Below are 11,337 nucleotides of genomic sequence, written 5' to 3'. Positions count from 1 at the left end.
GATTTGCGCGCGGTTCGGTCCGTCGCGATCGTAGGAATGGTCGGATCGAACCGGCACATTCTGCGATTCGGTCCCTTGAAGACCCTCGATCTCCCGGTGCCGACCCTCGTCTGCGCTCGAACTCTTCAAGCGGTCGCGAGCATCCGTGCCGTCCGTTGCTGCCGCACCAGAATTCCGCGCAGATGGGCGATGGCGCCCTCCTGCATGCCGCGCAGCGCCTGGGGATCGGTCTCGCCGTCGCGTCGCATCGACGCGTAGAACTCGAAGCCGTCCGGCTCAGTCCCGGCGATCCGGTTCAGCACGAACGGGAACAGACCGAGCCGCGACGCCGCCTCGACGAGGTCGAGGAAGGACAGCGGCGTGAACACCCAGCAATGGCAACTCTCATAGCGGCCCGAGGCGAGGGCGTCGCTCGCCTGCTTGTGGGCCAGTGCCAGGGCGGCCTCGCCGCAGAGTCGCGGTGCCCTCGCCGGATCTTCCCCCGCCCAGATCTCGCCGGGACCGATGGCCAGCGCGCCGTAGGTATGGGCGAAGATCTGGCGCGGACTCGGCCGGGCATAGTCCAACAGATCGGCCTCGACCATTTCCGCGATGGTGGAGTCGGCCCGGCCGGCATCGAACATGAACCGGCGGTCGGGGAGTGAGAGGTTGAGCACGCCGCCCGGCCGCAGCACGGCGTGGATGCCGCGAAACCAGCCGAGCAGGTTCGGCACATATTGCGCGACTTGCGCGGCGATGGCGAAGTCGAGCCCGTCCTGCCCGATCGACTCCATCAGCGAGCCCGAACCGGTCCAGGCATGATCGACCGAAACCGCTCCCTCCAGGCCGGCCTGCGCATCGAGGGCATGATCGACATAGGCCACGCGGATGCCCACGGGCAGGACCGTGGGGTTGTTCGCCGGCCCGAATTCCAGGCCTTTCGCCTCGGGTAGCGGTACGTCGTGCGTGAGACGGGCAAGGCGCCGGTCGGTCGCCCGCCGATCCAGGAACGCATCCAGCGACAGAGTACCGGAATGCATGCCGCGGACGCCTCGTCTCTCACTCCACAGAAGGCGCAAGATTAATCGTCCCGCTTGCCCGCGTGCAATCGGTGGCGAGGGGTGAAGCGGGGACGGATCAAGGCTTTTCTCCCAAGATCGCCGCTTGAGCGATGGCATCCCGGCCGAGGAGGTCGCCGTCAGCGCCGGGCCGACCTGAGAGTTTTCGTCGAACGCGCGGCTCAGATGTAGGTCGAGGCGAGGGCCGGCGAGCCTTCGAGCGCGTGAGCGAGGACTTCAAGTCCGTGCGTGATCTGCTGCCGGGTCGAGGGGCCGCCGAGGCAGAGGCGCACCGCCTCCGGCGGCGTCCCGGCCACGCAGAACGGATCACTGCCGACGACGCCCAGCCCCGCCGCACGGCCCTGGCTCGCGAAGGCCGAGCGCGTCCACCCCTCCGGCAGCGTGATCCAGACATGGAAGCCGTGCGGATCGGCGGTGTAGCTTGCGGCGGGCAGAAGCGAGCCCGCGATGCGCTGGCGCGCGCTCGATTCCTCCCGGACGAAGTCCACGATGGCCTCCGCGGTGCCGTCCAGGATCCAGCGTGTGGCCAGCGCCGTCGAGATCGGTGACGCCATGACGGTGGCCGCTCGCAACGCGCCCCCGAGGGGGAGGGCCGACCGCGCGCTCGGCGCCACCAGGAAGGCGAGGCGAAGCCCCGCGCCGAGGCACTTGGCGAGACCCGCCACGTAATAGGTGATCTCGGGCGCGAGCTCGGCGAAGCTCGGCGGCGGGGCCGGGCAGATATGCGCGTAGGCGTCGTCCTCAAGGATCGTGACGGCATATCGGCGCGCCACGGCGATGATCGCCTCGCGCCGCGCCCGGGGCAGCGTCGCGGTGGTCGGGTTCTGCAACAGGGGATTCAGATAGATCGCCTTCGGTGCCACCTTCGTGCAGGCGGCCGCGAATGCGTCCGGATCGACCCCGTGACGGTCCATGGGAAGGTCCACGAGACGGAGGCCGAGATGCGCCGCGAGCGCACGGATGCCCGGATAGGTGATCCGCTCGGCGCAGATCGTGTCACCCGGACGAGCGATCTGGCCCAGCACGCCGAAGAGCGCGCTGTGCGTGCCGGGGCAGATCAGCAGGCGCTCCTGGGCCGCGACGATGCCCCGGGCCTTCAACCATCGCAGCGCGGCCTGCTTGTCCTCGTCCGTGCCGCCGAAACCCTGATACCGCAGCAGATTGCCGAGGTCGCCGGAGAGCTCTGCGAAGGAGGCCTGCATGCGCGCCCGCAGCGCCGGTGCATCGGGCTCGGGCGGGAGGTTCATGGTGAAATCGACGGGCCCGATCCTCGGCGCGGCGCTGCTCGGACGGGCCGCTTGGGCCGGATCGACCACGTAGGTGCCCTGGCCGACACGGCCCTCGATCAGGCCACGCTTATGGGCCTCGACATAGCCGCGGGATACGGTCGTGAAGTTCAGGCCGAGCGTTTCGGCGAGGGCGCGCTGGGTCGGCAGACGTGTCCCCGGCGTCAAACGCCCGGTTCGGATGTCGTCCTCCAAGGCGTCCGCGATGGCGAGGTAGTGCGGCTTCCCCCATCGCTTCAGATCGGGCGTCCAGCCGCCCAGGCCACCGGCCTGAAACACGGCCCGTCCTTCTCGGTGTGACGCCTTCATCCGTTCCGTACCCACGTCATCGCAATGCGATCAATATGAGATTGTATGTCTTGCAATCACCGTACCGTGTGATTGGATGCAACATGTTCGTAGCATTATCCATACAATAAGATCAATTCTTGATTACACATTGCGCAGGCCGTGAGCGCCCTTTGTGCAGCGATTGCCGCTGTCGAGGGCCTGCAAGTGAGAGGATCGGAACCGATACGTGCCGACTTGATCGCTTTATTGTATGTTTTCATAAGCGGCACATTGATCGTCTCTTTGACTGACCGGGACTGGCACGGCGTTTGCCAAGATGGATAGGCGACCGTTCGCAGCTCCGCCTGCCGCGGTCCCATCCTTCAAGGAGCGAGAGCTATGCCTGCCGTGAACCGCGAACCCCATAAGAAGGGCGACTTCCTGGTCGATTACGAGGAGAAGGTCTTCGAGGACGTGAAGGCGGAGCCGGGCCAGAAGGCGCTCGTCACTTTCCACACTGTGGCGTTCGAGGGCTCGATCGGCCTCGTCAACCTGCTCCAGGCGACCCGCCTGCAGCGCAAGGGCTTCGATACCTCGATCCTGCTCTACGGCCCCGGCATCACGCTCGGCGTCCAGCGCGGCTTCCCGCGTCTCGGCGACGAAGCCTTCCCCGGCCACCTGAACTTCAACAACCAACTCGAAAAGTTCATGGCCGAAGGCGGCAAGGTCTACGCCTGCCGCTTCTCGACCCAGGCTCTCTACGGCCACGGCGAGGCCGCCTTCATCGAGGGCATCCGCATGATCAACCCTCTCGACGTGCTCGACTGCATCCTTCTGCACAAGCGCGACAACGCGGTGATCATCGACACCTGGACCGTCTGACGCCCGCCTATCGCATCCGGCGGCCGCCCGACGCGGCCGCCGTCTCAGCCGGAGGGAGTGCCATGACAGAAAGCCGGATCGTGCGCGCCGCCGCCGTCCAGATCGCACCGGACCTCGACCGACCGGACGGAACCCTTGAGCGCGTGCTCAACGCCGTCGACGAGGCCGCCGCCAAGGGCGCGCGCTTCATCGTCTTTCCCGAGACCTTCGTCCCCTACTATCCCTACTTCTCCTTCGTGCTCCCCCCGGCCCTGCAGGGCGCGGAACACCTCAAGCTCTACGAACGCGCCGTCGCGGTGCCGGGGCCGGTCACGCAGGCCGTCGCGGCGGCCGCGCGCCGCCATCACGCCGTCATCGTCCTCGGCGTGAACGAGCGGGACCACGGTTCGCTCTACAACACGCAGCTGATCTTCGATGCGGACGGCAGCCTCAAGCTCAAGCGCCGCAAGATCACTCCGACCTACCACGAGCGCATGATTTGGGGGCAGGGCGACGGCGCCGGCCTCGACGTGGTCGAGACCGCCGTGGGCCGCGTCGGCGCGCTGGCGTGCTGGGAGCACTACAACCCGCTCGCCCGCTACGCCCTGATGGCGCGCCACGAGGAGATCCACGCCGCCCAATTCCCCGGATCGCTGGTGGGCCAGATCTTCGCCGACCAGATGGAGGTGACGATCCGTCACCACGCCCTGGAAGCGGCCTGCTTCGTGGTCAACGCCACCGGCTGGCTCACGGACGCGCAGGTGGCGCAGGTCTGCCCCGAGGAGCGCCTGCGCGGCGCCTGCCGAGGCGGCAATTGCACCGCCATCGTCTCGCCCGAGGGCAAGCACCTCGCAGAGCCGCTCGGGGACGGCGAGGGGATCCTGATCGCCGATATGGACCTCGCGCTCGTGACCAAACGCAAGCGGATGATGGACTCGGTCGGCCACTACGCGCGCCCCGAACTCCTCAGCCTTCTCCACGACGATCGTCCGGCCTCGTTCGTGCACCAGCCGATTCGTTCCAAGACCGCAATCCGGAGCCTCGACCATGAGCAGCACGCCGCTTCCGACGAGCCTTCCCTTTCCGGCGGCCATGGCGGGCTTGGTCGGGATGCCGACGGAACGACTGATCAACGCGTTGCAGTCCTACGGCGTTAGACTCGCCGACAGCCGCGCCGGGGCCCCGAGCCGCCGCGGCGGGGCCGGGCCGTCCGACCACAAGGCCATGACCATTGCGGGCCGGACGGTGATGGTGCCGGTCCATACCGAGAGCGCCTTCGACTCGCCCTTCCTCGTGCGCCGTCCGGACGCCGACGGGGTCTCGGTCATCGAGCACGAGGGCGTCGTGATCGGGCGCGCCACCTTCCCCGGCAAGCCCCGCTTCTACGCCCTCTCGACCTTCGACGGCGTACCCTATTCGAAGATCGCAGTGCTGCACGGTCGGGACGTGCTCGCCACCACCGTGCTTCAGACCTGCATCCGCTACGCGAGCCGCACCAAGACCTGCCAATTCTGCTCCATCGGCCAGTCGCTGGCTGCCGGCCGCACCGTCGCCCACAAGACGCCGGAGCAGCTCGCCGAGGTCGCCCGCGCCGCCGTGCTCCTCGACGGCGTCAAGCACATGGTGATGACGACCGGCACGCCGAACGCCACAGACCGGGGCGCCGCCGTGCTCTGCGAGAGCGCCTTCGCCGTGAAGGCCGCGGTCGATCTGCCGATCCAGGCCCAGTGCGAGCCGCCGGACGACGACCGCTGGTTCGAGCGGATGAGGCATTCGGGCATCGACGCCCTTGGCATGCACCTGGAGGCGGTCACGCCCGAGGTCCGTGCCCGCATCATGCCCGGCAAGGCGAGCGTCCCGCTGGAGCGCTACTACGCGGCCTTCGAGGCCGCCGTCCCGGTCTTCGGACGGGGACAGGTCTCGACCTACATCCTCGCCGGCCTCGGTGACGCGCCCGCCGCCATCCTGGCGATGGCCGAGCGCCTGATCGGAATGGGCGTCTACCCGTTCGTGGTGCCCTTCGTGCCGATCTCGGGCACGCCGCTGGAGAGCCACCCGGCGCCCGATCCCGACTTCATGCACGCGATCCTGAGGCCACTCGCCCAGATGCTGGCCAGGGCCGCTCTGCGCTCGGCCGACATCAAGGCCGGCTGCGGACGCTGCGGCGCCTGCTCGGCCCTCTCCGCCTACGAGAGCGTGGGGATAGCGGCATGATGTTCGATCCCTTCACACCGTACCGGCCGAGCCACTTCCGGGTGAAGTTCGCGGTCGCACCCTGGGAAAGGCAGGCCTGCGCGGCCCTGCGCCGGGAGGTCTTCTGCACGGAGCAGGGCCTGTTCGCGGATGACGACCGGGACGCCATCGACGCGCACGCCATCCCGATCTGCGCCCTCTCGACCCTGGGGGGTGACGCGGATGCCGTCGTCGGCACCGTGCGGATCCACGCGGTCGCCGAGCGTCCCGGCGAGTGGTGGGGCTCGCGCCTCGCGGTCGCCCGCACGCACCGCGGAACCGCCGCGCTCGGCGCCGGGCTCATACAGGTTGCAGTTTCCTCGGCCCACGCCCGCGGCTGCACGCGCTTCCTGGCCCATGTGCAGGAGCAGAACGTCCCGCTGTTCCAGACCCTGCACTGGGCGAGCCTCGACACGGTCGACCTGCACGGACGCCCGCATCACCTGATGCAGGCCGACCTCGCCGCCTATCCGCCGATGCACGACCCCGAGCACGGGCTCGTCACCTTCCGCAGGGCCGCGTGATGGGGGCGGGATTCGATCTCCAGGCCCTGGCCCGCCAGATCCGGGATGCGCGCGGCGTGGCCCACAAGCGGGACATCGAAGCCGTGGTGACGCGGCTCGGACTCAACGGGCGGAACGCGCGGGTTCCGGTCGGCGACGACTGTGCCGCGATCCCCGATGGAGACGGCCATCTGCTCCTCGCCATCGAGGGCTTCCTCGACAGTTTCGTCGCCGCCGACCCGTACTTCGCCGGCTATTGCGGCATCATGGTCAACCTCAGCGACGTGGCCGCGATGGGCGGACGGGCGCTCGCCGTGGTCGATGCCCTTTGGAGCCGCGACGACGCGGCGGCGGACCCGCTCCTGGCCGGCCTGTCCGATGCCGCCGCCCTCTACGGCGTGCCGATCGTCGGCGGCCACACCAACACCCGCGCCGGCGCCGGCAACCTCGCGGTCGCGATGCTCGGTCGAGCGGGACCGCACCTCCTGACGAGCTTCGACGCGGCGCCGGGCGACGACCTCGTCGCTGCCATCGACCTGCGCGGTCGCTTCCGCGAGCCGCACCCGTACTGGGACGCCTCGACCGGCCGCCCCGGTGAGCGGCTGCGCGGAGACCTCGCCCTGCTGCCGGAGCTTGCCGAAGCGGGGCTCGCCCGTGCCGCCAAGGACATCAGCATGGCCGGCACCGTCGGAACGGCGCTGATGTTGCTCGAATGCTCGCAGGTCGGCGCCGTCATCGATCTCGACGCGATCCCGCGCCCCGAGGATGTTCCCCTGACGCGCTGGCTGACAGCCTTCCCGAGCTTCGGCTTCCTTCTGAGCGTGCGCCCGGACCGGACGCCGGCCGTGCTCACCCGCTTCGCGGAGCGGGGCATCGCCGCCGCCACGATCGGCACGCTCGACATGAGCCGCGTCGCGCGGGTGCGGGACACCGCGGGCGAACAGGCCGTCGTCTGGGACTTTCGGGCGAGCCCGCTGATCGGCTGCGGCCGGGACGACCCGGCGGGGGACGCGCCGTGAGCGGCCTGCGGATCGCGATCCTGACCCACTCCACCAACCCGCGCGGCGGCGTCGCCCACAGCCTCGCCCTGGCCGAGGCGCTGTGCCGGCTCGGGCACGAAGCGGTGGTTCACGCGCCCGATCCCGACGGCCGCGGCTTCTTCCGGGACGCGGGCTGCCCCACCGTTCCGGTGGCCGCCAAGGCGGTGAGCGGTGACACGGTCGCGCTCGTGCGATCCCGCATCAACGATTACCTGCGCCACTTCGCGACGCCGGCGGCCTGCGACTTCGACGTCTTCCACGCCCATGACGGGATCGGCGGCAACGCGCTCGCGACCCTGAAGCACCGTCGGCTGATCCCGGTCTTCGCGCGAACGGTCCACCATGTCGACAGCTTCACCGATCCGGTTCTCGCGCAGTGGCAGGACCGCTCGATCCGCGAGGCGGCCCGCCTGCTCTGCGTCAGCCGGACATGGGCCGAGTGGATCCGGAACGATCTCGGCGTCGAGGCGGGCGTCGTGGGAAACGGCGTCGACCTGTCGGCCTACTCGTGCGCGCCCTCCGAAACGGACGCGGCCGTTCGGGACCGCTGGGGTCTCGGTCCCGGGCCGGTGATCCTCAGCGTCGGCGGCTTCGAGGAGCGCAAGAACAGCGCCGGCATTGTCGCGGCCTTCGTGCGCCTGAGGGAGCACCACCCGCACGCGCAGCTCGTCGTCGCCGGCGGCGCCTCGCTGCTCGATCACGCCTCCTACCAAGCTCGCTGTCGCGCGGCGCTGGCCGCGGCCGGACTTGCGGTCGGCCCCGGGCTGGCGGTCATCGAGACCGGTCCGGTTCCGCAATCCGACATGCCGGCGCTCTACCGGCTCGCGGACGTTTTGGCATTCCCCTCTTGGACGGAGGGCTTCGGTCTCTGCGTACTTGAGGCGATGGCCTGCGGCACGCCTGCCATCGTGTCGCGCCGGCCGCCCTTCACCGAGTACCTGGACGCGACGGATGTGCTGTTCGTCGATCCCGCCGACCCGGACGATCTGGTCCGCGCCGTGGAGACGGCCCTCGTGCCGGAGACCCGCGCCCGCCTGAGGGCAGCCGGCCTGAAACGGGCCGCGATCCATTCCTGGCGCGCCTGCGCCGAGCGTCACCTCGATGCCTACGCGGCCTGTGCCCGCGCCCGACAGGAGCCGATTTATGCCTGAGATGCGCTTCCATGTCCGCTGGCCGGATGGCCGGCGCGAGGCCTGCTACTCGCCCTCCCTCGTCGTGAAGGACTACCTGACGCCGGGCGAGAGCTACGCCGTGGACGACTTCGTCGCGAAGACCCGCACAGCCCTCACCATCGCCAGCGAGCGGGTGCGCGAGAAGTACGGGTTTGCCTGTTCCTCCGCCATCGACCAGCTCGCGCGAATCGAGGCGGCTGCGCGCCGCCAGCCAGCCGGCGGCCGCGTGACGGTCGAGACCTTCGAGCCCTGAGCCGGCACGTCCCGCCGGGTCGTCACGGACCGAGACAGCCCGCACCACCCCATCAAGGAGCTTGCGCCATGACCGCCACGCCCTGTCACGTCCCGGTCGTCGTCGTCGGAGGCGGCCAAGCCGGTCTCTCGGTGAGCTACCACCTCAAACAGCGCGGTATCGAGCACCTCGTCTTCGAGCGGGAGACTGCCGCGCATACCTGGTCGACGCAGCGCTGGGACACGTTCTGCCTCGTCACGCCGAACTGGCAATGCGACCTTCCCGGGCACCCCTACGACGGACCGGAGCCGGACGGGTTCATGAAGAAGGACGAGATCGTCGCCTATCTCAAAGCGTTCGTCGCCAAGGTGAAGCCTCCGATCCGCGAGGGCGTCGCGGTCACGCGCGTGGAGCGGCGCGCGGATGGACTCTTCGCTGTGCAGACTTCGGACGGCGCCTACACCGCGAACGAGGTGGTGGTCGCGTCCGGCGGCTATCAGGTCCCGATCATCCCGCGCATGGCCGAGAAGCTGCCGGGCTCGGTGACCCAGATCCATTCGAACCAGTACCGCAACCCGGCGCAACTCCCCGCGGGCGAGGTGCTGGTCGTCGGCTCCGGACAGTCCGGCGCCCAGATCGCCGAGGATCTGCACTTGGCCGGCCGCAAGGTGCATCTGGCGGTCGGCGACGCGCCGCGCTGCGCCCGGTTCTACCGCGGCCGCGACGTGGTCACCTGGCTCGCCGACATGGGTTATTACGAGATGACCGTCGACAATCATCCGCTGCGGGATGGCGTGCGCGACAACACCAACCACTACGTGACCGGCCGCGACGGCGGGCGCGACATCGACCTGCGCCGCTTCGCCACCGAGGGCATGAGGCTCTACGGCCTGATGGAGGATTACACGGACGGCAAGCTGCGCTTCCGCGACGACCTCAAGCGCTCGCTCGATCAGGCCGACCGGACCTACAACAGCATCAACGCGGCCATCGACCGGTACATCGCCGAGAACGGCATCGAGGCTCCCGCGCAGGAGCCTTACACGCCCGTCTGGGAACCGACCGAACCGGTCACCAGCCTCGCCCTCGAAAGCTCCGGCATCACCAGCATCGTCTGGTGCATCGGCTTCTCGCCGGATTTCCGCTGGCTCGACGCCTCCGTGTTCAACGGTGCGGGCAGCCCCAAGCACAAGCGCGGCATGACCAGCGAGGCCGGCATCTCCTTCATCGGTCTGCCCTGGCTCAACACCTGGGGGTCGGGCCGCTTCGGCGCGGTCGGCCGCGACGCCGAATACGTCGTGCAGGTGATTCAAAAACGCCTCGTCGCCGAGCGGGTCCCGCTGAAGTTCGCGGTCTGAAGCTTTCCTCATCCGGACGGAGGACAGACCGCCCCCATCTCGGACGTCCGTCGCGAGGCTCGGTCACAGGCTTTGCTGTTCCCGAGAGCGATGCTCTCCCTCATCCGGCAGCCGAGCGGTGCGAGCCGCCCGGCGGATGAAGAGGCATGCCCGAGGTCACCGAAAGCGTCGGGGTCGACGGCTCTCGGCCGCCGTCATGGATGCTTTTCGAAACGATGCATTTCGTTCGTTTCTGTTTTCGACTCGTTGCATCGAGACCATAAGACTCTCCGGCGACGCGCGGTATGATGCCGCCGTCCCACACCGCGGCGGCGAGGCTTCCTGAGCGCACCGCCGCCGGTCCCCGATAACGGAGGGAGGAGAGCGATGAGCTGGCACAGTGCGGATGACCCGATCCCCGGCGACCATTTCAGCTGCGATGCGATCCAAACTCTGATCGTGCCCCGCTCGCGCGATCTCGGATCCTTCGCCGTACGTCGCGCACTCCCCTCGGCCGAGTGCCGGATGGTGGGGCCGTTCATTTTCTTCGATCAAATGGGGCCTTCCGAGTTCCTGCTCGGCCAGGGCATGGATGTCCGCCCCCACCCCCATATCGGCCTGTCGACGGTCACCTACCTGTTCGACGGCGAGATCATGCACCGCGACAGCCTCGGCACGGAACTGCCGATCCGGCCGGGCGAGCTCAACTGGATGACCGCCGGACGCGGCATCACACACTCGGAGCGCACTGCCCCGACGCTTCGGCAGACCGGTTCACGGCTGTTCGGCATCCAGAGCTGGGTTGCCCTCTCGGCCGAGGACGAGGAGAACGCGCCGGCCTTCGAGCACTACGAGGCCGACCAGCTTCCGGTCCTGACGGGCGAAGGCAAGACCGTCCGGCTGATCGCGGGGGAAGCGTTCGGCGCGCGCTCGCCGGTTCGGACATCGAGCCCGATGGTCTACGCCGACGTGATGCTGGAGGCGGGCGCCGTCCTGCCGCTCGATCCGACCTACGACGAGCGCGCGATCTACACCGTTTCGGGCGCGATCGAGATCGCCGGCGACGGCTTCGGTCCCGGTCAGCTCCTCGTGTTCCGGCCGGGCGATCGCATCAGCATCCGCGCGACGGAAGCGGCCCGGTTCATGGTTCTGGGCGGCGAACCGATGGACGGTCCGCGTCACCTGTGGTGGAACTTCGTGTCCTCGCGGCCCGAGCGGATCGCGCAGGCCAAGGAGGACTGGCGCCAGGGACGCTTCGATACGGTGCCGGACGACGCCGAGTTCATCCCGCTGCCGGAAGAACCTCAGCCGGTCCGCTATCCCTGAGCGAAGGCGCGCGGGTCGTC

11 protein-coding genes are annotated in these 11,337 nt (G+C 69.0%); 9 read left to right on the top strand and 2 right to left on the bottom strand.

Features of this window, described 5'->3' with window-relative positions; genetic code table 11:
* Positions 1 to 125: 125 nt before the first annotated feature.
* A complete protein-coding gene (locus tag MPPM_RS01180) occupies positions 126 to 1,019 on the bottom strand; it encodes a class I SAM-dependent methyltransferase (protein ID WP_096483144.1) in 894 nt (297 codons plus the stop codon).
* A gap of 200 nt (positions 1,020 to 1,219) precedes the next feature.
* On the bottom strand, positions 1,220 to 2,653 hold the full coding sequence (locus tag MPPM_RS01175; protein ID WP_096483142.1) for an aminotransferase-like domain-containing protein: 1,434 nt from the start codon (positions 2,651 to 2,653) through the stop codon (positions 1,220 to 1,222).
* Between the two features lie 360 nt (positions 2,654 to 3,013).
* Between MPPM_RS01175 and MPPM_RS01170 the strand changes: the two genes are divergently transcribed.
* From MPPM_RS01170 to MPPM_RS01130, 9 genes are all read left to right on the top strand, one after another.
* Positions 3,014 to 3,496 carry an MSMEG_0572/Sll0783 family nitrogen starvation response protein gene (locus tag MPPM_RS01170; RefSeq protein WP_012452016.1) on the top strand — a complete coding sequence of 161 codons (483 nt, stop codon included), beginning with the start codon at positions 3,014 to 3,016 and terminating at the stop codon, positions 3,494 to 3,496.
* 62 nt (positions 3,497 to 3,558) lie between these two features.
* Positions 3,559 to 4,632, top strand: a complete 1,074-nt coding sequence (locus tag MPPM_RS01165; protein ID WP_096483140.1) for a Nit6803 family nitrilase — start codon at positions 3,559 to 3,561, stop codon at positions 4,630 to 4,632.
* Entirely contained in the window at positions 4,568 to 5,689 is a 1,122-nt protein-coding gene (locus tag MPPM_RS01160) for an MSMEG_0568 family radical SAM protein (RefSeq protein ID WP_432419866.1), read from the top strand. Before MPPM_RS01165 ends, MPPM_RS01160 begins: the two co-directional genes overlap by 65 nt.
* Positions 5,686 to 6,231 (top strand): MSMEG_0567/Sll0786 family nitrogen starvation N-acetyltransferase, encoded by a 546-nt coding sequence (locus MPPM_RS01155; protein WP_096483137.1) that lies wholly within the window; start codon positions 5,686 to 5,688, stop codon positions 6,229 to 6,231. Before MPPM_RS01160 ends, MPPM_RS01155 begins: the two co-directional genes overlap by 4 nt.
* Positions 6,231 to 7,229: a sll0787 family AIR synthase-like protein gene (locus MPPM_RS01150; RefSeq protein ID WP_096483135.1), complete on the top strand. Its 999-nt coding sequence runs from the start codon at positions 6,231 to 6,233 to the stop codon at positions 7,227 to 7,229. The genes MPPM_RS01155 and MPPM_RS01150 overlap by 1 nt, the downstream gene beginning before the upstream one ends.
* Complete coding sequence (locus tag MPPM_RS01145; RefSeq protein WP_096483133.1) at positions 7,226 to 8,401, top strand: MSMEG_0565 family glycosyltransferase; 1,176 nt, start codon at positions 7,226 to 7,228, stop codon at positions 8,399 to 8,401. Before MPPM_RS01150 ends, MPPM_RS01145 begins: the two co-directional genes overlap by 4 nt.
* Positions 8,394 to 8,675: an MSMEG_0570 family nitrogen starvation response protein gene (locus MPPM_RS01140; RefSeq protein ID WP_096483130.1), complete on the top strand. Its 282-nt coding sequence runs from the start codon at positions 8,394 to 8,396 to the stop codon at positions 8,673 to 8,675. Before MPPM_RS01145 ends, MPPM_RS01140 begins: the two co-directional genes overlap by 8 nt.
* A 68-nt stretch (positions 8,676 to 8,743) precedes the next feature.
* Positions 8,744 to 10,012 (top strand): MSMEG_0569 family flavin-dependent oxidoreductase, encoded by a 1,269-nt coding sequence (locus MPPM_RS01135; RefSeq protein WP_096483128.1) that lies wholly within the window; start codon positions 8,744 to 8,746, stop codon positions 10,010 to 10,012.
* Positions 10,013 to 10,378: 366 nt separating this feature from the next.
* Positions 10,379 to 11,317: a pirin family protein gene (locus tag MPPM_RS01130; RefSeq protein WP_096483126.1), complete on the top strand. Its 939-nt coding sequence runs from the start codon at positions 10,379 to 10,381 to the stop codon at positions 11,315 to 11,317.
* Positions 11,318 to 11,337 lie beyond the last annotated feature (20 nt).

This window comes from Methylorubrum populi, from assembly GCF_002355515.1.
GTDB lineage: Bacteria > Pseudomonadota > Alphaproteobacteria > Rhizobiales > Beijerinckiaceae > Methylobacterium > Methylobacterium populi_A.
Note: the sequence above shows the minus strand (reverse complement) of the source record. Positions and strands in the feature narration are given on the sequence as shown.

Bases quoted from the DNA above. Each gene is read 5' to 3' on its own strand.
- MPPM_RS01180 (WP_096483144.1), bottom strand. From the start codon at position 1,019: ATGCATTCCGGTACTCTGTCGCTGGATGCGTTCCTGGATCGGCGGGCG.
- MPPM_RS01165 (WP_096483140.1), top strand. From the start codon at position 3,559: ATGACAGAAAGCCGGATCGTGCGCGCCGCCGCCGTCCAGATCGCACCG.
- MPPM_RS01150 (WP_096483135.1), top strand. From the start codon at position 6,231: ATGGGGGCGGGATTCGATCTCCAGGCCCTGGCCCGCCAGATCCGGGAT.
- MPPM_RS01135 (WP_096483128.1), top strand. From the start codon at position 8,744: ATGACCGCCACGCCCTGTCACGTCCCGGTCGTCGTCGTCGGAGGCGGC.
- MPPM_RS01140 (WP_096483130.1), top strand. From the start codon at position 8,394: ATGCCTGAGATGCGCTTCCATGTCCGCTGGCCGGATGGCCGGCGCGAG.
- MPPM_RS01130 (WP_096483126.1), top strand. From the start codon at position 10,379: ATGAGCTGGCACAGTGCGGATGACCCGATCCCCGGCGACCATTTCAGC.
- MPPM_RS01155 (WP_096483137.1), top strand. From the start codon at position 5,686: ATGATGTTCGATCCCTTCACACCGTACCGGCCGAGCCACTTCCGGGTG.
- MPPM_RS01175 (WP_096483142.1), bottom strand. From the start codon at position 2,653: ATGAAGGCGTCACACCGAGAAGGACGGGCCGTGTTTCAGGCCGGTGGC.
- MPPM_RS01170 (WP_012452016.1), top strand. From the start codon at position 3,014: ATGCCTGCCGTGAACCGCGAACCCCATAAGAAGGGCGACTTCCTGGTC.
- MPPM_RS01160 (WP_432419866.1), top strand. From the start codon at position 4,568: ATGGCGGGCTTGGTCGGGATGCCGACGGAACGACTGATCAACGCGTTG.